This window comes from Providencia sp. PROV130, assembly GCF_028482225.1.
In the GTDB taxonomy this organism is placed as follows: domain Bacteria; phylum Pseudomonadota; class Gammaproteobacteria; order Enterobacterales; family Enterobacteriaceae; genus Providencia; species Providencia rettgeri.
In genome coordinates this window covers 1-25,307 of record NZ_JAMPQC010000001.1, presented here as the reverse complement: position 1 = coordinate 25,307, position 25,307 = coordinate 1, and the positions used below count along the sequence as shown (strand labels likewise).

Genomic DNA, 25,307 nt, shown 5'->3' with positions numbered 1-25,307 from the left:
TTCAGTTGTTGACTTTATCTTCAATCCTGATTATTTGTGATAGATGACAAGGTAAATAATCATGATAAGGAAGCTTGATGAGCGCAATAACAATACAACATGGCAACTTTAAGCTCAGCGAAATACAGACTTTAGACATTCAGCAGCTTAACATCGGAAAAGGGGAAAGTTGGGCTTTTATTGGTGCCAATGGCAGCGGTAAATCTTCACTCGCTCGAGTGCTTTCCAATGAGCTCCCTCCTCTTTCTGGTGTCGTAAAAAATACATTCACCTCTCCAGTTCGTCTATCATTTGAACAATTACAAAAAATCATCAATGAAGAATGGCAGCGCAACAATACGGATATGCTCAGCGATGATGAAGATGACACAGGGTATACCGCTGCTGAAATCATTCAATTTAACCATAAAGACAATGAATATTGTCTCGAGCTGGCCGCACGCTTTGGTATCAGTGACTTACTTTCGCGTCGCTTTAAATACCTTTCCACCGGTGAAACTCGTAAGGTTTTATTATGCCAAACATTAATGGGCAATCCTGACTTGCTAATCCTTGATGAGCCATTCGATGGTTTAGATGTCTATTCAAGAAATCATCTTAGTGAGCTACTCTCTAGTTTATCTGAAAAAGGCCTCACCTTGGTGTTAGTGCTAAATCGCTTTGATGAACTCCCTGACTTTATTGAAAATATGGGTGTCGTCGCAGACTGCAAGCTGACGATGGCAGGAAATAGAGAGTCAGTACTCGCTAACACGCTAATCACACAATTACAACACAGCGAGAAAATTAAACAGCTTTCCATTCCTGAAACCGAAGACCCAACCACAGACGAAAAATTGGATGATACGACGCCTCGTATTATTTTGAGAAATGGGACCGTTAGCTACAATGACAAACCGATACTGCACGGTTTAAATTGGCAGGTAAATCCAAACGAACACTGGCAAATTATCGGGGAAAATGGCGCAGGAAAATCAACATTATTGAGTTTGATTACAGGAGATCATCCTCAGGGGTACAGTAATGACTTAACCTTATTTGGCCTCCGTCGTGGGTCAGGAGAAACCATATGGGATATTAAGCGCCATATTGGGTATGTCAGCAATAGCATTCACCAAGAATACCGAGTCGCAACCAGTGTACTCAATGTCATTATTTCCGGTTTTCATGATTCTATTGGCTTGTACCAAACACCTTCTGACCGCCAAATACAATTAGCGTATGAATGGTTAGCTTTATTAGGTTTTTCAACGCAAACCGCTCAGCAACCTTTCCATAGTCTTTCGTGGGGGCAGCAGCGCTTAGTTTTGATTGCCCGAGCGCTAGTTAAACACCCTGCCATGCTGATTCTAGATGAGCCACTACAAGGCTTAGATGGTCTTAACCGGTTATTAGTATTGCGGTTTATTGATGTAATGCTAAGCCAAGGTAGCACACAACTCCTGTTCGTTACCCATCATCATGAAGATGCCCCTGCTTGTATTACGCATCGGCTCACTTTTGTTCCTGATAATGGAAAATACCGTTACGATATTGAAGCGATCTAATTTTTGACTTATTTGCCAATAGATACAGTGAAACTATTGGCAAATTTAATCTAATGTTTAATAGATGATAACTAAATTATATAATTACAACCATTTGATTTTGTTTAATTTATTATTATTCAGTTATTTTCAATTAGAAAAATCACACAAAATCATTACACTGCGCCTCTTCTAATAATTTAGACATTATAATGGATATTCTTTATGGCTTGGTTAATGTTAGCCTCTTCACTTGCTACACTTGCAACACATCGTTTAATTGCTCTTTTTTTACTCATCTGCACAATCATTACTGCAGTATTCACACACATTATTGATTGGCAAGCGATTCTACTCTTAGCTTGTATTACGTTAATTGTCATTATTCGTTTGCGTTTCCAACACTACCTACCCATAAAAATTATCGGTGAAATCACCTTACTAATCTGTGCGATCGGGTTATTTATTCACTTATTCCCTGGCTTTAATAACCTGAAATATCTAGATAAAGTCACAGTCGGAACACATAGTGTTCCCTTCACTATGTATTTTAACTTTGATAAGGCTCTCGTTCCTTTTATTTTACTTGCCTGCTTACCAACATTATTTATTTGCCGTCCAGCCAAACATGCAACTAAAGTTCAATGGGCACTATTAGTTATTTTTGTTCCACTTTTATTGCTGATTGCGACTGCTGCTGGTGGGTTAGCCTTTGAATGGCATTTTCCTAGTTGGTTACCTGCTTTTATACTCTGTAATCTATTTTTTGTTTCATTAGCAGAAGAAGCGCTATTTCGTGGCTATTTACAGCAACGCCTAACTCTTTGGTTAAAATCACCTTACCTCGCATTAGTTATTACTTCACTGTTATTTGGTGTTGTACATTTTGCAGGTGGGCCGTTGTTAATCCTCTTCGCTACATTGGCAGGTTTGGTTTATGGTCTAGCTTGGATGTGGAGTGGTAAATTATGGCTGGCGGTATCGATTCATTTCGGGTTGAATTTAGGGCATCTGTTATTTTTTACTTACCCATTTAAGTTGGTTGCTAGTTAATATTAGCGAATTGAAAATTCATAATCCCCCATAAACTGGATGATTTTTATCATAAAAAATCACTAACACGAGTCATGTTAGTGATTTTTCATTATTATAGCCATGTTATCTATCGTTAATCTAATTACTAGTTTGATTAACATTCATTGGTTTAATTTCCCCGGACTCAATATTAAGATAAAAATCTCGACTCGGATTTCCTTGTAGATATTTATCAATTACAGTGAAAATACTGCCAAAACGTAATTTAAAAATATGTTCAAATGAACTACCCGCATTAATTTTGTCAGTCTCAGTTGGTAATGACGATAACAAGGTTCCTGTAAGGAACCGATACTGATTTAATCTTTCTACAGGTATATCTTGTAACGCAAGCTCGTCTGCATTACGTAAACGATAAAAATCCACAGCAAGGTCAAAACCATTCCATTTTGCAAAATCATTTAACTGATACCCTGTATTTTTAGCAAGAATAGCAGCTTTATCACTGGCTTTTTTCCATGCATCGGAGTCTTTCTTCAAATAGATTTCGGTGACATTAACAGTCCCAGGGTCCTTTGCACAGATTTCATGATTTTGGCTCAATGGTGCCGTTAATACTTCATTATAAGCTTTCTTTGTGTCTAATTGGCTTAAAATAAGCATCTCTTCACCATTCAAACTAAATAACATTTGACGAATTTCACATGGCCATTCCTCTGGAATAAAACGTAAACGTGTCAGTTCAGTAATATGCCAATTAGTGAAGTCATAATAATTATTTGCGCTTAAAATATCTTTATTCCAAAGATGTGACGAGTTGGTATTTTTGAGATGATTCCACTCTTGCTGATAGTGCTCAAATAACTCATCAAACCGAGGTACTTCTTCTATTATAATGGTTTGCACATCAATTTCATTGGCATTTCTAAAATTCAATATTTTATAAGCGGGAACATATGCTGCCATTGAGGGAGCTTGAATATTAAAAAGCAAGCTGCCATCCGAATACTTACGTACACCTGTATCATTAAAATGCATATGACCGCCAACATGAACACCGATGCCTGTTTTTGCCATTGCATGGCTCGTATCTTCTTTTGGAGCCCTTTCTAACTGAAATTTACCTTTACCAAAAATGGTTTCAAGGTCATCTGCTGCGCCATTATCAAATTCAACCATCGGGAAATGGCTAAACGTGATTAATGTTTTATTTTGTTCTTTCGCGCGCTTTGCAACATCCGCCATCCACTCAACAGTCTGTTGTTTGTGTGTCAACATTTTGTTGTAACCCGCATTCCCCGACCCCGCAAAGTTTTTAGCCGCCTTAGGGTGGTTAATATCCGCTTTTTCAGAAGGAACATAGACATTGGCATCAACGGCCATTAACCACAAACCAGGAGTAGGCTCAACAAGGTAACTACTGTCTGCAACATTAAAACAAGGCCCATACCCCTCCTGTTTATATTTACCGCCTGTTCCTTGAGTGCAAATTTCATACTGTCTTTGGTTAAAATCACTGGCTTTTAAGGCTGCTTCATAGCTGTAACCTTGGGAATCATAGTTTGAGTATGGCGTTTCCCAATAAATATCTTCTGGTAGTGGATTAATACCAAACGATTTCATTGCATCCATCACTCGACCATAACCACTATATACCATCTCTTCGGTACAAATTGTCGGTAACTCCGCTCCTGTTTCTATAACAGCCGTTTTTCCGTTATATCCCGTACACTCACTGGCCCCTAAACTAAAGATACGTTGCGTTTTACCATCAATCCCAAGAAAATCTTCCTTTCCTGCTGGCATATCAAATGGGCGGTTCGGATCATGATTTCCTGGCGTTGCAAAGAAACGCATACCATATTTTTGCTCGTACTCTTGCAAGACTTTCACTAGCCCACGTAAGTGAATAGGTTGGCCGTCATCGGTAAAATCGCCAGGTAATGCAATAAGTTTAATACCTTTCTTACCTGCATCATCAAGTGCAGCACGTAGAGCAAAATAGTTTTCATTAAATAAACGCGTAGAGGTTAATTGCGCATACATAGAACGAATAACGGCATTTTGACCACTTTTACTATTTTTTAATCCTTCAAATGCATTATCAGCAAACTGCCCATAGACATCATGAAAATGGATGTCGGGCATAAATGCAACGCGATAATTATAAGATTGAGCCGTAGGGTCATTTGCCATTGCGACAGTTCCAACGGACATTAATGCAAGGGCAAAACCATATTTTAATTTATTGTTCATATTTGTTCCCTTTAGATAATTAACTATTTCTATCAGAAGTTATATGCAATGCCAACACGATAACGCCACTGCCATGCATCACGGTAAGTTTGTCCATTTTTGACGTATGAACCGTCATCATAGGAAACATACCCTAATTCAACATAAGGAACCCATGTCTTATTACCAATCCAAGACACATTCAGATTATGCGCATAATCCTTTTCTTTACCTTTATATGCGGGATAATCAGTATCAAATTTATATTCAAAGTCATAACTTAATGAGAAATCTTGCAACTTATAACCTAAATAAAAATTACTCTGCCAATAATGTTGATTATCTTTTTTAGGCCTATTAGAGTTATCATAATGCCTTACGCCATAACGTAAACGAGTTCCAATATTAAAATCATCCGTTAAATTATAAGCAGCTTTGACACTGAATTTATAAGCTGTATCCTTATCTCCCGAATCTAGCGCAAAAGAAGGAGTTAAAACAAAATCTTTTGTGGCTTTATATTTATAACCGACTTCAACCTCATTTCCTTTTGATGATAGGTTTTCACCGAAACCACCATCTCGACTTCTCCATTTTCCTTCAAGGCTAAAATAAGTTCCATTTTGCATGCTATGGCCAATTTTGACACGATCTTCATGGCGATGTTCATCCCCTAACCATTCATGACGATAGTCAATATATGTCGCATTCGCTGCTGTGCAAAATAATAATGTAGAGATACCTAGAGTTAAGTTTTTCATAAACTGATTCCTATAATTAATATTTATTTTTTATTTAACGGTTAAAAAAATGAGTTATTAGTTATCTATTATGTATATATACCTCTTCTATTTTTTGAAAAAACCATCCCATCCTTTTAAATAAATTAAAAGAAAATTAACTTTATTTAAAATTTAAATTTATTTTATATTTTCATCTCACAGCCCTAATTCCAACTTTAATAAATCAACAATACCTTCTGATTTTTCTGCATTTAATATTTCATTTCTAAAAGACTCATGCATTAATTTACGTGCGAGGACAGAAAAAATTCGCATATGCTGATTTTCATCTGAATCATTAATTGTTAGCATAATTACTAATTTAACATCAACATTGTCTCCCCACGCTAGCTCATTCGGTAAACGCAATACTGAAATACTACTATGTTTAACAAAAGGTGATTTACAGTGCGGTATTGCAATTGAGAAACCTAATGCAGTACTAAAAATTTCTTCCCTCTGCCATATTGCTTGTTCAACTTGTGCTCCTGAGTCAGCTCGGTGATGAATCTCTAAATTATCAGTTAATCGTTTAATGACTTCCTCTTTACTTTCCATTCTTTCATCAAGAAAAATTAAAGACGAGTCCAATACTGAATAATCAATTTTTGGTTTATTAGTCAAAATAGAAAAATGAGATAATTTATCTTTTTCAAGCTTGAACCAATTATCTGCATATACATCAGGTTCAATAATTAATAAATCGTATTGCGTATCTAATAATAAAACATGAGCAGGTTGGATTGATTCAATCATAGAGGATGAAAGACATATTAAAGGAAGAGAGAAAGATTGTGCTAAAATAACGGTATGTGATGTTTCTGCGCCTGAAGCCATCACAATACCTTGCAAATATTCACCTCTCAATGCTAATAATTCGCTTGGAGTTAGTAATCCTTGGCAGATAATAATCGAATCTTCTGTTAATTTAGGAAGTTGTATTTTAGATTGGATACCAAGATGCCTCGCTATACGCAATCCCAAATCCTTAATATCTAACTCACGTTGGCGTAAATATTCATTACTACTGCTTCGAAATGGTAAGCTGAGCTCCTCAATTGCCATTGATAACGCAGCAATCGCATTATGCGCCTCTCTTGGTTCAAGCAAGCACGCTTCAATATCCTCATCATCCAATAATTGGCTTTGTGCCTCAAGAATATCAACCGCTGCTTTATCCGCTTGCTGAATGTCTAGACTAAATTGCTGACGAGCACTTTGTAACGCAAGTTTTAGTATTTCACATTGCTCTGATTGTGAACTTGATGGCTCTGACAATGAAATCTTTTGTAAATCAAAAGATTCCATATAAATAGCTCTACCTTTTGCAATACCTTTGCTAACACCGTCACCCTGAATAATTTGGGATAATGTCCGGCTCAGATATATCGGGATCATTCCTTGTTCTGGTTTATCTTTTTTTGGTATTAATCCATCACAATGAATAAACTCTTGCTCAATAAATATTTTTAGTTTTTCATAAGCCAGATTTTCATCATTTCCACTGATTGTAAAATAACATTCATCACCAACAGCGACATCGGCACCAACAAGAGCCAGCACACTTTTCGCATTGGCTTGGCGTTGTTTGCTTTTATTAAAAAGTAAAATATCTGATTGAAAGCAAGCTGTTTTTTGCTCAATTTCACTCGCTGGTCTTGCATGAATACCATTTGGTAACTCACAACGAAATGTAAGTAATTTCATTACTTTTCCTTATTAATTAATCAATTAACCAAGACACAGGTGTACAAGGGGCAGCTTTATCTGTATTTATGCATGTAGACTCCGATAAAGTAACTTGGTGTATCCGTGTATTCGACTTAGGCTCTGAATAAGTTTTGGTTTCACTACTTGGGTTCCACCCGCGTAAAATAAGTGATTCTTGGTTCTGTGCTTTTTTCAAAGTGCTGAAATGCAGCTCGCTATCCCACATCAGCAAGCTATAAATATCAGGAAAAACAATATAATGAGGATTAGTTTTAAATTGAGACCAACCAGAATCTAGGTAACCAAACGCAGGTAAACGCCAATGCTCAATATCACGCCAAAGTTGGGCACTTTGACCATTGTCTATCGGCAGTACAGCAAAATGAAAATGATGGAGCCCCTGAATTTGTGACTCTGGTGATGGTAAAACCATTCCCGATGCACGCCCCGGCCGCCAAGTGAGATTGGCTTGCCCTAACCAACCCACACTGCGCAGCAGGGTTACGCGAATAATATCGGTTTGGTTTGTGGGTATCTCATACTCTCTGAGCCCTTTCGTAACAACACACATACCTTTTTTATCATCATATTGCATTACCAAACTTTGCATTGGATAGAGTGCCGTTGGTGCTTCTGTCCAGTTTTCTTCTCGCCATATTTTCATGGCAGCTGGCTGATTTTCTCGCTGGATCAAACCAAAAGGTTGGTCTGCAAAATGAAATACCTGTTGAACTGCCGTAGGGATCTCTACCTGAATTCGATGGTCTTCGACCGTATTATTGATCGTAATTTCAACATCTAACCATGCCTTATCATGAGGCAAAGAAAGCTTCATGCAAGCTGCTAAATACGCATTAGCTTGCTTTTCTTGGCGAGCCGTCGCATTTTGAGGAACGGGTATCTGCCAATTAAGCATAAGCGAATCCATTAAAGGCGCTCTGATACAATCAAATTGCTGTAAGTGACCATCACTACTGATTAACCAATCATTTTCAGGTGGCGAATAGTTATAATTATCCCCTGCGTCCCCACCATCAATTAATCGAAGAATATTCGGATAATGCTGCTGGCTGCGTTTATCGGTTAGCGTCAACTGCCCTTGATGTATTTCGAGCTTCAACCATTCATTTTCTAATATATTTTCAGCCTGAATATGGGTAGGAGTGTCAAAGCCCGCATTTTCACCTTCAAGTAAATAAAAAGTCCGATAACCACAGGAAGGTAGGTCTTTCGCTTCAAGTAATATTTCACACTTCCGATACCATGTCGTTGTTGTACTATTTGCCAGTTCTTGTACGATCAGTGACATATCTTGTTTTTCTTCGCGAATAAGTTGCCAGCGGCAAGGTATCCCTGCATCGTCCTTAATACAAAATTGCTTTTCAGGTGTATAAAGTGTAATGCGAACCTGCGCATCTCTTTTATGTGGCAACGAATTGAAGATAATCACTTTTTTACCTTCTTGGGTCGCCTCTATTCCACGAGCAAGCATCTTCATATTCAAGTCAAACAGTTGATTCGCACTTTCTAAGCCGTCTTTTAAGCGCGCTTTTACCATGCTATTAACACGATCAGAGTTACACCCACCAATACTGTCGTGGGCATGCGACTGCATCGCTTTGCGCCAAATATTATCAATCGCGGTTTGTGGATAAGGCAAACCAAGCCGCCAATTAATCGCCAAAAGTGGCTCGAGTTGTTGGCTAACAAATTGCTCTAACTGCGCATTTAATAATTTGATATCCACCCGTGTAGAAAAAATACCACGGTGGACACGCATATATTTCGGGCTCAGTAATTCACCTTCAAATTCAGGTAATCCCGAACTATTAGCTTGAAGCGCATCAAAAAATGCACTAAAGCTGCTTTTGACAAAATAATAGTCATTTTGTGCTTTGTTTAGCTGCTCAAGCATCCCGGGAACGGCATACTCGAATGGCGACTGGTCATTACCATTAGGTAACAATATTTGGTCCGAATAAGCAAACCGAGCCTGTTTTTCTAAGATTGCTGGTAAAACAGCTGACGCTTTTTCTGGGTTATCAGGCAACCATTTCGCACAACCATACCCCCAAGGTAATACCGCCGTAGTGACTCGATGGCCTGATTGAGATTTCCAAATAAATTCACTACTGGCAACATCATGTTCACACCAGCCGCGCCATACCACCGCATGGTTAATGCCAAACTCTTGTAAAAACATTGGAAGCTGTGCACTTTGTCCAAATGAATCAGGCACATAGCCTATTGACATATAGTTTTCCCATTGTTCACAATCGGCTTTGCCCAATAATAAATTACGCGTAATGGATTCGGCTCCCACCACTAAAAAATCCGTTTGTGTATACCAAGGCCCAATAAGAATTCGGCCTTGTTTAATTAATTTTAGTAGGCTCTCACGTTGTTCCGACGCAACCTGTAAATAGTCTTCCAACATGACAGTTTGCCCATCCAATACAAATGGTCCAAGGGTGGGATCTTCTGCTAAATGTTTTATTAAATCATTCATAAAATAATAAAGAATAATTTTGGAATCATTCTCCGTGAAATACCATTCACGATCCCAGTGTGTATGTTGAATTAAATGTACAGTTTTCATTATATAACCTTTGAATATTTTTTAGCCGAGCGAATCCATCACGTTATTCACGCTAATTAACACAGCACAATATTAATAATATAAAAATTCGATTAACGTCCGACTTTAAATTTAGGAGTCGCCGTCTCTGTTTTTTTAGTTTCTATCGGTTCATTACCACGAAATATTAATAAGGAACCAATGGTAATAATTGCGGATCCCACGGCAACAGACAATATATATATTGGCCATTTATCTACAGCCAACCAACCATAAAAACCTGAAATAGGTGCATGGTTTATTGCACCTAAACCAACTGCCATCGCCGCACCTGTTGCTGCACCAACTATATTGATAATAATAATTTTTGGATTTGCCAGCGCAAATGGAATTGCCCCCTCTGAAACACCAATTAACCCCATTAATGTCGACGCTTTACCAGCCTCTCGTAATGACTCAGGAAAACGTTTTGCCCAAATTAACGTTGCTAAGCCAATGCCAATTGGGGGAATAATAATAGCCACTTGAGCCGCAGTATTTGGCTCATAAATTTCCGATGCTAATAATGCCATTGCAGTAGTTACAGCCGCTTTATTAACTGGACCACCAAGGTCAAATCCAACCATTGCACCGATAACGGCAGCAAGAATAACTTTATTAGACCCCGACATTGATAAAAGCCATTGTTCCATACCATGATTAAGTGCCGCTAAAGGTGCACCAATCACAAATGCCATAATAATACAAGTGAGTAATGTACCCCCGACTGGCAAAATAAAAATAGGTCCTGCTGATGCAAGTGATTTAGGTAATTTCGTATACTTCGCTAATAAACGAACAATGTAACCCGCAATAAACCCTGCCGCTAACGCACCTAAAAACCCCGTCCCTAAATTGCTGGCCAATAGGCCACCGACCATGCCTGGCGCTAGTCCAGGTTTATTCGCAATCGCAAAACTGATATAACCCGCAACAATGGGTAACATGAGTGATAACGCTAACCCACCAAAGCCATCAAATTTATGAAGCATTTGCACCACAAAATTTGTCGCTTCCTGATGGCTTGCATCCCAAATATTATCAATACCATATAAAGATGCGCCAATACGCGCTATCCCCATAATTACCGCACCAGCAATCACAAATGGCAGCATCCATGACACACCTGTCATAATGGCATTTTTAATTTCCGTACCAATACCTAATTTAGATGTACCATTAAACTGCCCCATTCTTCATTTCCTCCTCGATGGCATCAATAATTGCATCGCCATGCTTAATTGGATCAGCAACGCTACATTCAAGCTTAATCATTCCATCAAATCGTTCCCTATTAATAACGGCGACATCAGCAGCCAAAATGACTGCATCTGCTCTTGCTAAGTCATCACTGGTAATTTCATTTTCAATTCCCATACTCCCTTGGGTCTCAACTTTGATTTCGTGACCGCGTTTTTTCCCTACGATATCCAATGCTTCCGCTGCCATGTAAGTATGAGCAACACCAGTAGGACAAGCAGCGACACAGATAATAAACATAACAACTCCTTAAAAATTTAATTCAGGTAATAAAAAAAGCACAATGGCGAAAACGCGCATTGTGCTTTTGAAAGACAATTAAAGTTAAATTAGCCAAATTTCCAGGTGCACCACTAGAATGACGGCAAGTCATCATGTGACGTAAACTAGAAACAAGGAACAAAAATAGCAATTCGTAACGCTTACGAATATTCAATGATATTAATGACTTAGCGCAACACTTTCTTTCTACTTTAATCACGTCACTAGCAAATACTGCGGTATAAAGCGTCTGTGCACTCAGCCATAATTGCGACCAATTAACTGAAAAATCGCTCTCTAATTGGTTAGGGTATTCGGATTCGTCTTTTTCTAAAGAGGTAACGGGAACAAACCAGCAAATTTTGCTCAATAAAGCCTTCATTTTGCTATCAAGTGACAGCAAAAATAAAATGCAGGCCTTAAAAAATGAAGCAAAATGTAAAGACATCGTGTTTCCCCTTTAGAAATTTATATCATTCTAATCGTATAAAAGAAAAAATTACTGTGATTCCACCCTCATTTATTAAAATAAATAAAAATTAAAACTATCAAAACCTTATTAACGGCTTTTGTTAATTAATAATAAATTGATTATTAATGGCTTAGATTAAATTTTAAAAATATTTTTATTTTAAAAATATATTTTAGCCAAAAAGATGAAAGAATAAAAAACTGTAAATTCCGCAATAATATGAATTATTAATCTGCATTTTTTATATTAATTCAAAAAAAGTATTTTTATGAGTTTTTATATAGAATGCGATTCAACCGATTGGCTTAATTAAAAGAAATTTAATGAAATAAAAAATTTAAAAAACAACAAATTTAAGATAGGTCAGAATAATGATACATTGAATAACCTTAACTCATTAAATTTATATTTCTCAATAAGTGAAGATAATGCAGTTCATCAAAAGCTGATAACATTTTCAATTTTATCAGTTCATTAGACCATTACAAACTCACGACTTTAAACACAATGCTCAAACGAATCAGTGTACTTCAATCACCGAACAAAAAACTTATGGTGAAAAAACAAACTCGGTTTAAACAGCAATCGTCAGCAATTTGTAAAAAACAATCAACTGCCGGTTCTTTGCCTTAAAATTATTAGGCACTTTGCTTGATATCCATCATAAGAATGTACGAACCGTCATTTTATCGCTTGCTGTATCGATTCAATTCGAGTTAAATTTAGAGTATTCGCAGAATCTACGAAGCTAGAAAACAAGTCATTACCCTCATGTAAAATTTGTTTTTCACATAGATAGGGAGAAAACGCAAGTTGCTACTGGCGTTCAAGTTGACTATCCCTATAATGTAGGTCAGCAACAATTCATTTCTAATTAGAATGTACTGATAGGAGTTTTAGCTATGGCTGTAACTAAACTGGTTTTAGTAAGACACGGTGAAAGTGAGTGGAACAAAGAGAACCGCTTCACAGGTTGGACTGACGTAGAACTGTCTGATAAAGGCCGCGAAGAAGCAAAAATTGCAGGCCAACTGCTAAAAGACGAAGGTTTTGTTTTTGATTTTGCTTACACTTCCGTTCTGAAACGCGCTATCCATACTTTATGGAACATCCTTGATCAAGTTGAACAGCAATGGTTACCCGTTGAAAAAAGCTGGAAACTGAACGAACGCCATTACGGTGCACTGCAAGGGTTAGATAAATCAGAAACTGCGGCAAAATATGGTGATGAGCAAGTTAAATTATGGCGTCGTGGTTTTGCGATCACACCACCAGATCTGACTAAAGATGATGAACGTTACCCTGGCCATGACCCACGTTATGCAAAACTGTCTGACAAAGAATTACCTGTTACTGAAAGCTTAGCAACCACTATCGAGCGCGTTGTCCCTTATTGGGAAGAAGTCATTAAGCCTCGCGTTGCTAGCGGTGAAAAAGTCATCATCGCGGCTCATGGTAATTCACTACGTGCCTTAGTCAAATACTTGGATAACATGGGAGAAGATGAAATTCTGAACCTGAATATCCCAACTGCGGTTCCAATGGTTTATGAATTCGATGAAAACATGAAACCAATCAAACGTTACTACTTAGGTAACCAAGATGAAATCGCTGCTAAACAAGCTGCAGTTGCAAACCAAGGTAAAGCGAAGTAATTACTGACTTTATTTTTAATAAAAGGTTGGGCATAAGCTCAACCTTTTTTACGTTGTGAAAAACTGGAGTGACAACTGAAAAGGTTTCGCACTTAAATCAAAATCTAGTCTCCACACTCCTTCCCTAAGCGCTTGACTCTCACAGGTTGGCCACTAAAGCCGTTGTATACCTCAACCTCAATACACTTATCGACGACAGAAACTAATAAATAGTCTCCTTTAAATAAAGCCCCACTGTCGTAATTTATCACTCCTCGAAGATAACCCACTGTAAAACCTGAAAAATGAGAATGCCCTGAAAAAATAGCTATCACATTATAATCTTTAATCATTTTTTCTAATTTTTCTTTCTCTTTATCAGATGTATATTTTTTTTCTGCAATGTGGTCATAAGAATCATGAAAATTTAAAATAGTCGCCTTCCCTCTACGATATGCTTCAGATAAATCTTTATCTAACCACTCCGTTGATTTTGTCACCTTTACACTTCCCAAATTTTCAAAGTAAGTGGGATAATTATTCAGTTGGACATAATGAACATCTCCCATATCCCATGAATAAGCGCCACTCCCTATCCTTTTTTTCTCATCATAGTCAAAATTAAAATTTTCTAGTGTGTATTTATAATTAACATTCATTCGTCTTATTAATTCTAAAAAAGAGTTTCTAGCGCAATCCTTGCCCCAACAATCACCAACATTATTCGCATAGTCGTGGTTACCTAAACCGATATACAATGGGAATTTAATATTATTCGTATATATTTTATCAAAACTTTCCCACGTTGTTTTTCTTCCAAACTCAGTGATATCTCCATTTATTATCCCAAATTTTAACTGATAAACATCATTTAATATATTAATGCTATCTGATACCTTTTGGTTAACAGTTTCCCACTCTTTACGATCTTTATTTGGATTTAAACCATTTTGTAAACGCCAGGCTTGGGGGTCTGACATAATCAATATATTATAACTTTCAATTTCTTTAACTTGAGTCACATATACGCTAAATAGATTACTTCTATTACAATTATGGCATGATATATTATATAACCCATGTGGATCATTTACCTCTACCCAATTATGTCGATTTCCTGACTTCGTATACTTCCAATGAATTTTAAATGAACCTTTATAAATTGAATATTCAACATAACCTTCAGCACCTGCATTTGCAAACCAAACAGGCATAAACAAATCACTTTCATTACTTTTTATTTCTGGAGCAGGTTCTTTATGCCATTTTCCAATTATAATTTTCTTATCTATCACATTAATATTACTCCCACTGTTATTATAGACTGTAATTTGGTAATTTGTATTGTAAGCTCTTTGATTAGAGTTATTTGGCTTTATTTTATTAAACTGACTAACACACCCTGTTAAAAAGAAAGAAAAAAACAATACAAATATCAACGAGAAATAATTAAATTTCATTTAACCACCTTAATATTTAGCTTATTTATTGTTTCATTAGTGTATTTAATGAGAATGTAAATTAACTATAATACTTATATATTCCACCAAAACATTTAGCATCAAAATTTATTATCTAAAAACAAAAATTGAAATTGATATCACCAAATAATTGGCTGAATATAATTTTAAATAGCTATTTTAACATTAGTGTTAACTTACAGATAATTCTGGAGACATATGAAAACCATACAAGTAGTCGCACTCGCCTCTTTAGTATTATTCAATACTTCAATACATGCCCGTGAGATAAATAATGTTGAAAAAAAAGGATTCGTTCAGTATTTACAAGTCAATATGGGGCAGCATGATAGCCAGACACAGATATCAATTAAAACAAATACTGGTGAAGAATTTTACTGTGAAGATATAGATGGCGCTGTTAGTAGTCGAGTATTATCATTTATTAACTTGGCAATATTATCGATGGAAAAATCGTACGAAATATATGAATCAGAAAAGAATATAAGATGTTCAATCGGTGTTATTAAAAACTAATTACTGAAGAGAGGATATCATGAAAAGATTTATGTTAATAACCGCGATTGTGCTATCGACAGTATCAATTAAATCGCATGCTGCATTATATAAAAACTGCTCCTCATCTAAAGATAAATCGGGGTATATAAAATCGATTTCTGTTGGTGTTGACAATGGGGAAGATGCTAATGTCTCTATTACATTACAAATTAATAGTACTGACACAACTCCAATTTCTGTTTATCGAAAAATTAATGATGAAAATGGATAAGCAATGTTTGATTTATTACTTTCATCTTATACCAAAGAAAATTCAATTACGATTACTCGCTGTGTCGATGACCAAATTGCGGGTGTAACATCAACAATACGTTATTAATTTTAGGAAAAAAATGAATCTCTATGCAGATAGTAGAATATATCTTCCTGGCACTATGGCCATTATAAACATGACAGGAGATAGAAAAAAAATAAAAAGAGTAAAGATAGAATATTATAATGACCGAATGGTAGGTAAAACTTTAATCGTCGATAATCCTGAACCTTTAAAAGTAGTAGGGCATACCAAATTTACATATACAGATAGTCACATTAGTTTTGATTATTGGCAAATTAGTGTTGAATGGACATGGTCTGACAGTGATGTCATTATTACTTCAAAGGGAAAAAATAATTTTTATTGTAATATATCCCCTAATGACAATGGTTTAGTTTTAATTTCATTACACTTAGACCCAACTGAGCTTGGTACTATTAATGAAGATAATTATGCAAGGGTATTTTTTTCAAATAGTTTAGGTTGTTATGAATCTTTAATAAATCAGGCTAGTACTAAAAATATAAACAACTAAATGTTATAATTATTTATTAGGAAAAATAAATTTATGCATTTCTCAAGAAAAATAATTTCAGAGGATAAAGATATTACCTCAAGATCTGCTACTATTCGTAAAGGACAACTGTCAATTACTAATATGTGTACATTTAATATAAGAAATATTGTTATTCGTCATAAAGCCTCCGGTTGCCAAAGAACCGATGTTTTGATTGGATCACTCTCTGTATTTCAAAGTTCTACCTTAATCGATTTTGAGTATTCTGTTTCTAAAACAATTGGTGAAGGCGCATCAGACTATTGGCATTTTTCATGCGTCATGCCCGATGATAACATTTATGAATCAAAAGAATATTTTAACCATAATATTAGATGGCTAGATAACGGTTTTTTATCTATTTGCATAATTCCTTCATTTGATATTTTTCTATTTGCCTCTTGGTCTAAACCAGAAACCTACACCTTAACCTATAAAGCTCCCAAGAAAGCGCTGTAAATTCATTTTATTTGATGTATTTACACGAAATTACCAAAATTATGGTGTCAGCTATGTTGAAAATATAAATAACCGATTATGATATGAGGCATTATCCACTCAGTTTATAGAATAAATAATGAACAAATTTAATATGTATGTTTGGGTTGGTCTTGTACTAAGCGCCAGTATCTTAGGCTCTCTGCTGTATATGATCCAAGGTGGCGAATTAGTCGTTGATGGTTCAAATGGTGCAGCTAATGCTGAGCTGATGAAAACCTTAATGATCATTGCTTGTGTCAGCTTTCCAGTACAAATTATTAGTATGATGGTGATGACCTATAAACCTCGGTTATCCATTGTTCTTACGATATTAAGTAGCCTAGCATTGATGCCAATCACCATTGTATTTACCATGGGAATGATTTTCTCTGCGATCCGCTGGCGCTATCATCAACTAAACCAATTTGATACATCTTTAAATGTTCAATTTGACCAACGTGTTGAGTTCAACAAACGTAATAACCGTATTTTAGTCGGCGCACTTGGTTTAATCAGTATCACTTTTATTATATTAAGCCAAAGTTTAGGGATGTTCCTGTTTGTTTTTACCATTTTTCTTGGTTACTTTGGTAGAAAGGCTAGTGACAATATCTATTTAGCGATTAAAGACTCACATTTTTATATTCGCCCAAATATTTTTGCACATTGTTACCGTATACCATTAAAAGATGTCACTTACGTGAAAGGTGAAAAAGGAAAAATGTATTTTGACGTACAGGCCGATAACCAAACTTTACAGCTAACGGCAACACCGGCGAATACAACGCCAGAAGAAAAAAACCAAGTAGAAAATTTTTTGCAACTGATACCTAAAAGTACATATCAAAATAAATAATACTCTAAAAACCTTCGCCAATTTTTTCTGGCGAAGGTTTTTACAATTATTGAGCTTGAACTACTGGTATCAGTACAGGCGGGTTTAGTAAGAAAGCGGTCACATCTTTACTTGAATTAAGAGTGATGTAATCCTCCCCTATAAATGAAATAGACCATTCACCTAAAAGATCAATGATAGGTGTTCCAGAATTACCATTCAGAATAATTACCGGCTCCGCTTTTTTTGTAACTTCATTAATGATGGCAATGTCTTTAGAAAGTATTTCCAATCTTTCTGTTTGAAAATCCATCCAGTCATGATAAAAGTCAGCATTAGCATCGCTTAATGATTTGTCATTTAATATCTCACTTATCGCACTGATATTTTTTCTAACCTCAACCATTTGTTCTTTAATATACCTAATACTCTCTAAATAATCGCCAATATGAATAGCTATATAGTCATAATCATTTGCATGTGATGCTTTTACTATTTCAGATACATCCCTCAAATTCCACATTAAGTCTCTGGATGGTTGATCAATCATGTCCACTAGCTTCATGAATTTTTTTATTTCACTTCGCGTTTCAACACGTAAAGAGGCAAACTTTTCACCGCTGATACCGGGTTTTTCAAGACTCTTGATTTGTTCTTTAGCTAAGAATATCAATTTCTTTTCAAGTGAATTTCTTTTTTTAGGGTTATCAGCATATTCACTATATTTATTTAAAAACTCTGAATTTTTATTTTCACTAAAATATTCAATTACTGAATAAAAATATTCATCAATAATTTTTTTATCTGTTTCATTGTCAATCCCTTTGGATACTGCGGACATCTCCTTTAAAAGAAAATCCGCATTCTCTTCATATTTCTCTAATCTTAAATTATAATTTTCTTTTAGATCGTGAACGGTTCGTTTTAAATAAATTTCATAATTCACTCTTAAGGTATATCTAAACTCCATTTTAAATTCCTTTAATTAATTTCAAAACAAGATTAGCATTATTAAAAATTAATTTAAAATAACACCAAAAATAATTAAGATAAAATTCACTTTAATTCCATAAAGTAAATATGTATTTTAACTGCTTTATATATGAACTATTAATAACAATGCAGGCAGGTTTAATGATAAAATAATTACATCTTTTCTTAAGTTAAGACCAATATAATCTTTTCCTATAAATGAAACAGACCATTCACTTAAAATATTAATAGCATATATTCCTGACTTATCATCCATATTCGTTACATATCTAATGCATTCCAATTGATAATTGAATTTTTCTTTATTTTAACTCAAACTAATATCCAAATAAGCTTTATTTATTTGCATGTCTCATTCTCTTAAATTGAATTTAGCATTCAAAAATTCATTTACCCATACAAATAAATTAAATATAAATTAATCCATCCAAAGATAAAAAACAAATTTATTTTTCATATTAAACCATCATATTATTAAATAAAATTAATCATATAAACTAAAGATGAAAATTTAAAAAAATCATTCCAATTTAATATTTTTATCAAAAATTGAAATCGACCTAAAATTAACAGAAAGCTAATCCTTTCATTGAATCGGCTTTCTGTTTTTTAATATTAAATAACAATGATATATTAATTACGACGTGCAATCACCGCATCAGATAATTGACGTAATACTTTTTCAGTATCATCCCAACCAATACATGCATCAGTGACACTTTTACCATAAACTAATGGCTCGCCCGATTCTAAGTTTTGGTTACCTTCAACAAGGTTACTTTCAATCATAATCCCTGTAATTGAACGGTCACCTTGGCTGACTTGCTTGCAAACATCCGTTGCGACTTCCATTTGTTTTTCGAATTTCTTAGAGCTATTTGCATGACTAAAGTCAATCATGATACTCGGTACAAGCCCTGCTTTTTCCAGCCCTTCACGTACTTCTTGTACATGTTTAGCACTGTAATTCGGCTCTTTACCACCACGCAAAATAATATGGCAGTCAGGGTTACCGCTCGTATTTACTATCGCAGAGTGGCCCCACTTGGTCACTGATAAGAAACAGTGGGCAGAACGCGCAGAGTTAATGGCATCAATTGCTACTTTAATCGTACCATCTGTACCGTTTTTAAAGCCAACAGGGCAAGATAAACCAGACGCTAGCTCACGGTGAATTTGTGATTCCGTGGTACGAGCACCGATGGCCCCCCAACTCATTAAATCTGCTACGTATTGCGGGCTGATAACATCTAAGAATTCACCTGCGGTCGGTAAGCCTTGGTTATTGATAGTCAGCAACAATTCACGAGCAATACGTAAACCTTCATTAATATCAAAGCTACAATCCATTTTAGGGTCGTTGATTAGCCCTTTCCAACCCACTGTGGTGCGCGGCTTTTCAAAATACACACGCATGACAATTTCCAAAGAACCTTTAAGTTCTTCACGCAATTTACCTAAACGTTCAGCGTATTCCAAAGCGGCTTTAGTATCATGGATTGAGCAAGGCCCGATGACGACAACCAAACGGTCGTCCTTGCCTGCTAAAATGTTGTGGATAGCGAGGCGGGCTTCATGAACGGTAAACGCAGCTTTATCGGTTGCTGGAAATTTTTCAAGCAGAGCAATAGGTGGTAATAGTTCTTTTATTTGTTTTATTCTGACGTCATCGTTCTGATAATTCATACCCGTATATCCAATGTTTATTATTTTTTACTGTAGTTGATTTGCATGCTAGGTTTCTCCCAAGTTACTGCGCTTGAGTAAAGCGTTGAGCGGAGCGGTGAATGACTTCACTGGGCTTAAAAAAAACTTACAAGATAATTAGCATCGAATTTTTAATCTAACCGTTCAACCGAAGTCTGTAAACAGGCAAACGCACGATAAAACCATGGTTTTATTAATCGTTAATTATAAAATGAGGTGAAAGGCTAATATTTAGCACAATAAACAAGCTAAAAACCCATTTGGCAGAGCAAAGAATAACTAAAACGGCTAAACAACGATGATGTCACTTTAGCCGTTTTATCGGATTTTTTCTGGCTAAACACGCGAAATTGGTGAGGAGCCATTCTCTTTAGCTGATTTTATCCAAAGTCTGGAGCCATTGACTGCGATACCTAACAAAATTAAGTATTCTAAAGACATCGCATAAACACCTTGAATAAAGAAAATAACAATACTAATTACGTTAATAATGACCCACAATAACCAGTTTTCAACATATTTACGTGTCATTAAAATCATTGCGACAACGGAAAGAATAGTCATTGCAGAATCCCAGAATGGGAATGCATCTGGTTCTATCGTAGGCATCGCAAGGTTGGCACCAAACAGATTTAATAATTCGACTGCCCATCTTGCAAGTACACCAAATACTGCATCAATATTAAATGTGAGATAAATAATAGCAACGACTGAAATAACCAGTGTTATAGCCGCTTTTGGTAAGCTCAACCAACGAATTTTTAGCTCTGCTTGCTGTGAACTGGTGACCCGACTCCATGCATACCAACCGTAGATATTAGCGACAAAGAAAAATATCTGTAGCAACAGGTTTGCATATAATTGAATTTGAAAGAAAATAACTGCAAATAGAGAAACGTTAATTAACCCAAACAGATAATTAATCGTTTTTTCTAGGCTGGCAAGTAAGATACAAAGTAAGCCGGCAATAGTCCCCACCGCTTCAATGTAAGATAAATCATAAACTGAACCCCATAGCGGGATCTGCACTAACGTATTGGCTGTACTAAAGAAATCCATCCCAAAATCCTTTATAAGTGATCGTTAATGTTGTATTGCCCAGTACTTCATTAAAATTGTATTTATTATTTTAGACTCTCTGCGAAATCTAGCATCTTATTTAATGGTCGTAATGCTTTTTCTCGTAATATCTCACTGACATGAATTTGATGATCTTGCGTATTCCCTTCTAAGGCGTCAGCAATCGCTTTTAAGCCATTCATTGCCATCCAAGGGCAATGTGCACAAGTACGGCATGTGGCGCCCTCACCCGCTGTTGGAGCGATGTAAAGCGTCTTCTCGGGGCAAGCTTGCTGCATTTTGTAAAAAATACCTTTATCCGTCGCCACTATCATCGATGGGTTAGGTAAATTTTGTGCTGCTTTAATTAGTTGACTAGTTGAACCAACCGCATCCGCTAGGTCGACAATCGCTTGTGGTGATTCAGGGTGTACCAATACCGCGGCTTCGGGATACAGTGCTTTCATTTTTTCTAATGACTGTGTTTTGAATTCATCATGAACAATGCACGCACCTTGCCAACACAAAATATCAGCACCAGTTTGCTTCTGTACATAACGACCTAAGTGGCGGTCAGGAGCCCAAATAATTTTTTCACCTAAGCTGTCTAAGTGTTCAATCAATTCCACTGCAATACTTGAGGTCACAACCCAATCAGCCCTTGCTTTAACCGCCGCTGAAGTATTTGCATAAACGACAACCGTCCTATCTGGGTGTTGATCACAAAAACGGATGAATTCTTCTTCTGGACAACCTATGTCTAAAGAACATTGTGCATCTAACGTTGGCATTAATACATTTTTTTCAGGACTCAGTATTTTTGCCGTTTCCCCCATAAACTTAACCCCAGCGACAACTAAAGTGGATGCTGGGTGTTTGGCCCCAAAACGTGCCATTTCGAGTGAATCTGCAACACAGCCCCCAGTTTCTTCTGCAAGAGCTTGAATTTCAGGGTCGGTATAGTAATGTGCGACGATAACTGCGTTTTTTTCCACTAATAGTGATTTAATCCGCTCACGATAAAAAGTTTTTTCATCCGAGCTTAATAGTGCAGGTTTTGCTGGGAATGGGTAAACTGACTGCTCAAAATCGATAAACACGCTCATCTCTTGCCTCTGTTTAGCATAAAGCGATTTTAATAGTTAAGCCAAGCTAAAAACCGCCTAAATTTACAAATTTTGTTTTATATACTAAACACGATACGCTAGTTTGCTCAATAAGTCTTCACTATTTTTACTTATCTAGCATCATTTCCTCCCCTTTAGCGATTCTCCTCAAAGGATATACCCTGCATGAAAGCAAAAGTTGATTGCTCTTTGATTTATCAATAGATGGTGTTTAATTAAGAGGTTAACTTGTATATATAATAGGGATCGTTCTCGTCAATTTTATGTCCCACAATAATTCGAGTTGCGGGCAGGCGATAAAGAAAATAGGCGGGGTGCATAGATAAATTCTGTAGCTCGGCGAGCGTAGTCACTTATACCTCAACGAAATACCCTGCAACTTGAATGGTTACGGGTATAAATGTCATGAAATAAAAAAGTTACAACCTGCCGACTTGTACTGTAGGCAGGTATGATAAATCAAAGGAAGATATGCAACTAATATATTGGTATAGGTAGAAGAATGGATTCTATAATATTATTATGACTTACTATATTAGATAGAATTTGCTCTCTGCTATAAAACCCTGCAATATTCTCGGTTAAATTTTGACTCTCAATATGTAATTCAGGTTTTATTTTATTTTCGGAACTGATAACATCCCCTTTTTTAGTACTATCTTGTATTAGTTTATCACTCGACATATCCATTTCTTGTCTATACTCAGTGACAATTTCAATCTCATCATTCTCAGCATTATTAATCTCTAATTCCTCATCCGATTGTTTATATTGCTGTAAACTCCCTATCGAATAAGATATATCATTTGCACTGTATCTTATATCCGCCAAGGAAGAGTGAAAAGTTAAAGTATATTCTTTAGCATCAGTGATCAACTGGCTAACCTTGGAGTCAAATGTGGATAATAACTGGTGTAATCTAGAGCTAATGTATGGATAATTACGAATACTTTCTGTCACATTGCCATAGCACTCAGCGATATTTGGTGTAATATTTTTTATCTCTTCTGGGTTTTTAATATAAAAGTTCAATTCATCTTGCAGTTTTTGATATTTACCTAGAGCATCCTTAACGGTATGAATATAAACTTTAACTCTATCAATATATATTTTAGATTGAATATATTCAACATATGTTAGTTTGCTTTCCAAATTATAATTTTCGGCAAGGAATATACTCTCGTGTTCAGTTTCTATTTTTAATATTTGTTCAGTTAATTTATCTAGTTCTACATGAAGTTCTTTTATATTTCCATTTATGGATTCATGATAATCTTTTAATTCCAAAAAATATTTATCTCGTTTTGATACACTTATTTTCATTTTAATTCCCTTTAAAAAAAACAAATAATAATTTGATAAGAAATAGAATACAAATTTTATTTTAATATATAATATATGGAAACAATAGTTTATAAATATAGCTACAGATAATAAAAAACAGCGTAAATTCAGGGGGCTTTCAAAAAAAGTAAAAATTACATTAAGTTTACATTAGCGATATCACCACGGTACTTTTTCCATCCCCATGTTTAACCTAATGTACTTTTCGCGATTAAGGCAATTTTGGTACTAACACAGTTTAATTTCTGTCACATCACCTATAAACGCTAACAATTTTCCTTCACTTCGGAAAAAACTTGGTCATTTAAGTACTCTTTTCATGTTTTTTACGTTTGAGGCTTCGCTTTTCTGCCTCTTTATCGGTATCTTAGCCATCCTTACTTAATTCATTAGGTCAGTTATGGAATCACCTGCATCTTTAATAAATAAAATTATCTCTGTTTCATTACTCGATCCAAGAATTGAAGCCGTCATATTGACAGGTTCCCGCGCTCGGGAACAAGACATTGATAGCTATTCAGACATTGATATTGAATTGATTGGTCATGGTACAACTGAAATATTTAATCAGAAGTCTTGGATTAATCAGTTTGCTGAACCTTTAGTTGCTCTTCATTTGCTAAATCTGGAAGAAGACGCACCTGATTGGCCAACTTGTTTGGTCATCTTTGAAGAAGGCCGCAAAGTGGATTTCACATTTGCCGAGCCTGAGCGATTATCTAAGATGAAGCAGCAAGGTTTAGACGCGACATTTTCCCGTGGTTTTACTGTATTACTCGATAAAACAGGGATCACCGAAGGCTTACCTGAACGCACTAACCAACAAATATTTGCTCCACCTCAATTAATTGCAGAGCAATTCGCTGAGGTGGTCTCTGATTTTTGGCATGAAGCTCATCAAGTTACTATAGCTTTAACTCGTGATGAATTGTGGGTCGCATGGTCAAGAAGTGCAGATATGAAGCAGTATTTCCTACAATTATTAGAACAATTAGTTTTTATCAAAAATGGCCCAATGTGCGATGTTTGGTATAAAGGACGTAATTATCATGAGTGGATGCCTAAACCCTATATTGAAGCGCTAGAAGTTATCTTTAATTGTGGGACTGCACAGAGCGCAGCATTGTCTCTTCAATGCTTAATGCGTTGTTTTAGTGAGGTAACTACCGAGCTCGCGAGCCTTCAAGGCCGCAATAATATGCAGATTATGGCAGAAAAAATGCAAGAACTGCTCATTGGTATTTTGCAAGATAACGCCTTACTCCCAGAAACCGGTGAAATAAAATAAATAAAGTACAGCGAAGGAATGCAGTACTTTCATTGTCGAGGTATAGCTTGGCAGCTGAACATTTACTGGATTGGGAATTGAATGCTAAGGC

At 35.9% G+C, this 25,307-nt stretch carries 22 protein-coding genes; 9 read left to right on the top strand and 13 right to left on the bottom strand.

Annotation, left to right across the window (positions count from 1 at the left end; genetic code table 11):
• Positions 1-77: 77 nt before the first annotated feature.
• Together modF and PSF28_RS00105 are read left to right on the top strand one after the other, a co-directional pair.
• Positions 78-1,547 (top strand): molybdate ABC transporter ATP-binding protein ModF, encoded by a 1,470-nt coding sequence (modF, locus tag PSF28_RS00110; protein ID WP_272684427.1) that lies wholly within the window; start codon positions 78-80, stop codon positions 1,545-1,547.
• Positions 1,548-1,751: 204 nt separating this feature from the next.
• Positions 1,752-2,579, top strand: coding sequence for a CPBP family intramembrane glutamic endopeptidase (locus tag PSF28_RS00105; protein WP_272684426.1), 828 nt, complete (start codon positions 1,752-1,754; stop codon positions 2,577-2,579).
• A gap of 120 nt (positions 2,580-2,699) precedes the next feature.
• On the opposite strand, the gene PSF28_RS00100 is transcribed toward PSF28_RS00105, so the two are convergent.
• From PSF28_RS00100 to PSF28_RS00070, 7 genes are all read right to left on the bottom strand, one after another.
• Positions 2,700-4,817 carry a metallophosphoesterase family protein gene (locus PSF28_RS00100; protein ID WP_272684425.1) on the bottom strand — a complete coding sequence of 706 codons (2,118 nt, stop codon included), beginning with the start codon at positions 4,815-4,817 and terminating at the stop codon, positions 2,700-2,702.
• Positions 4,818-4,849: 32 nt separating this feature from the next.
• The gene (locus PSF28_RS00095) at positions 4,850-5,557 is read right to left on the bottom strand and encodes an oligogalacturonate-specific porin KdgM family protein (RefSeq protein WP_210839903.1); all 708 of its coding nucleotides are present in this window, start codon (positions 5,555-5,557) and stop codon (positions 4,850-4,852) included.
• 177 nt (positions 5,558-5,734) lie between these two features.
• Positions 5,735-7,285 (bottom strand): fructose PTS transporter subunit IIA, encoded by a 1,551-nt coding sequence (locus PSF28_RS00090; RefSeq protein WP_210840285.1) that lies wholly within the window; start codon positions 7,283-7,285, stop codon positions 5,735-5,737.
• A 16-nt stretch (positions 7,286-7,301) separates the two neighbouring features.
• The gene (locus PSF28_RS00085; RefSeq protein WP_210840286.1) at positions 7,302-9,887 is read right to left on the bottom strand and encodes a glycoside hydrolase family 38 C-terminal domain-containing protein; all 2,586 of its coding nucleotides are present in this window, start codon (positions 9,885-9,887) and stop codon (positions 7,302-7,304) included.
• A gap of 92 nt (positions 9,888-9,979) precedes the next feature.
• Positions 9,980-11,098 carry a PTS fructose transporter subunit IIC gene (locus tag PSF28_RS00080; protein ID WP_210840287.1) on the bottom strand — a complete coding sequence of 373 codons (1,119 nt, stop codon included), beginning with the start codon at positions 11,096-11,098 and terminating at the stop codon, positions 9,980-9,982.
• The gene (locus PSF28_RS00075; protein WP_210840288.1) at positions 11,085-11,405 is read right to left on the bottom strand and encodes a PTS fructose transporter subunit IIB; all 321 of its coding nucleotides are present in this window, start codon (positions 11,403-11,405) and stop codon (positions 11,085-11,087) included. The genes PSF28_RS00080 and PSF28_RS00075 overlap by 14 nt, the downstream gene beginning before the upstream one ends.
• 22 nt (positions 11,406-11,427) lie before the next feature.
• Positions 11,428-11,874, bottom strand: coding sequence for a hypothetical protein (locus PSF28_RS00070; protein WP_210840289.1), 447 nt, complete (start codon positions 11,872-11,874; stop codon positions 11,428-11,430).
• A gap of 926 nt (positions 11,875-12,800) precedes the next feature.
• Here PSF28_RS00070 and gpmA point away from each other — a divergent pair.
• Positions 12,801-13,553, top strand: coding sequence for a 2,3-diphosphoglycerate-dependent phosphoglycerate mutase (gpmA, locus tag PSF28_RS00065; RefSeq protein ID WP_210840485.1), 753 nt, complete (start codon positions 12,801-12,803; stop codon positions 13,551-13,553).
• Positions 13,554-13,657: 104 nt separating this feature from the next.
• On the opposite strand, the gene PSF28_RS00060 is transcribed toward gpmA, so the two are convergent.
• Complete coding sequence (locus tag PSF28_RS00060; RefSeq protein ID WP_272684424.1) at positions 13,658-14,992, bottom strand: metallophosphoesterase; 1,335 nt, start codon at positions 14,990-14,992, stop codon at positions 13,658-13,660.
• Positions 14,993-15,211: 219 nt separating this feature from the next.
• Here PSF28_RS00060 and PSF28_RS00055 point away from each other — a divergent pair, with 219 nt between their 5' ends.
• The 5 genes from PSF28_RS00055 to PSF28_RS00035 all read left to right on the top strand — a co-directional run bounded on the left by PSF28_RS00055 (position 15,212) and on the right by PSF28_RS00035 (position 17,719).
• Positions 15,212-15,529 (top strand): hypothetical protein, encoded by a 318-nt coding sequence (locus PSF28_RS00055; RefSeq protein ID WP_210840532.1) that lies wholly within the window; start codon positions 15,212-15,214, stop codon positions 15,527-15,529.
• A 19-nt stretch (positions 15,530-15,548) separates the two neighbouring features.
• The gene (locus PSF28_RS00050; protein ID WP_272684423.1) at positions 15,549-15,782 is read left to right on the top strand and encodes a hypothetical protein; all 234 of its coding nucleotides are present in this window, start codon (positions 15,549-15,551) and stop codon (positions 15,780-15,782) included.
• A 121-nt stretch (positions 15,783-15,903) separates the two neighbouring features.
• Positions 15,904-16,362 carry a hypothetical protein gene (locus tag PSF28_RS00045; RefSeq protein WP_272684422.1) on the top strand — a complete coding sequence of 153 codons (459 nt, stop codon included), beginning with the start codon at positions 15,904-15,906 and terminating at the stop codon, positions 16,360-16,362.
• Between the two features lie 33 nt (positions 16,363-16,395).
• A complete protein-coding gene (locus tag PSF28_RS00040; protein ID WP_272684421.1) occupies positions 16,396-16,842 on the top strand; it encodes a hypothetical protein in 447 nt (148 codons plus the stop codon).
• 118 nt (positions 16,843-16,960) lie between these two features.
• The gene (locus PSF28_RS00035) at positions 16,961-17,719 is read left to right on the top strand and encodes a hypothetical protein (protein ID WP_210840477.1); all 759 of its coding nucleotides are present in this window, start codon (positions 16,961-16,963) and stop codon (positions 17,717-17,719) included.
• A 46-nt stretch (positions 17,720-17,765) separates the two neighbouring features.
• Here PSF28_RS00035 and PSF28_RS00030 read toward each other — a convergent pair whose 3' ends face one another.
• From PSF28_RS00030 to PSF28_RS00010, 5 genes are all read right to left on the bottom strand, one after another.
• Positions 17,766-18,668: a hypothetical protein gene (locus tag PSF28_RS00030; RefSeq protein WP_272684420.1), complete on the bottom strand. Its 903-nt coding sequence runs from the start codon at positions 18,666-18,668 to the stop codon at positions 17,766-17,768.
• A gap of 656 nt (positions 18,669-19,324) precedes the next feature.
• Positions 19,325-20,377 carry a 3-deoxy-7-phosphoheptulonate synthase AroG gene (aroG, locus tag PSF28_RS00025; protein WP_210840396.1) on the bottom strand — a complete coding sequence of 351 codons (1,053 nt, stop codon included), beginning with the start codon at positions 20,375-20,377 and terminating at the stop codon, positions 19,325-19,327.
• Between the two features lie 357 nt (positions 20,378-20,734).
• Positions 20,735-21,457: a nicotinamide riboside transporter PnuC gene (gene pnuC / locus PSF28_RS00020; protein ID WP_210840397.1), complete on the bottom strand. Its 723-nt coding sequence runs from the start codon at positions 21,455-21,457 to the stop codon at positions 20,735-20,737.
• A gap of 65 nt (positions 21,458-21,522) precedes the next feature.
• Entirely contained in the window at positions 21,523-22,563 is a 1,041-nt protein-coding gene (gene nadA / locus PSF28_RS00015; RefSeq protein ID WP_210840398.1) for a quinolinate synthase NadA, read from the bottom strand.
• Between the two features lie 498 nt (positions 22,564-23,061).
• Positions 23,062-23,907, bottom strand: coding sequence for a hypothetical protein (locus tag PSF28_RS00010; RefSeq protein ID WP_272684419.1), 846 nt, complete (start codon positions 23,905-23,907; stop codon positions 23,062-23,064).
• A gap of 421 nt (positions 23,908-24,328) precedes the next feature.
• Between PSF28_RS00010 and PSF28_RS00005 the strand changes: the two genes are divergently transcribed.
• Positions 24,329-25,216, top strand: coding sequence for an aminoglycoside 6-adenylyltransferase (locus PSF28_RS00005; protein WP_272684418.1), 888 nt, complete (start codon positions 24,329-24,331; stop codon positions 25,214-25,216).
• Positions 25,217-25,307 lie beyond the last annotated feature (91 nt).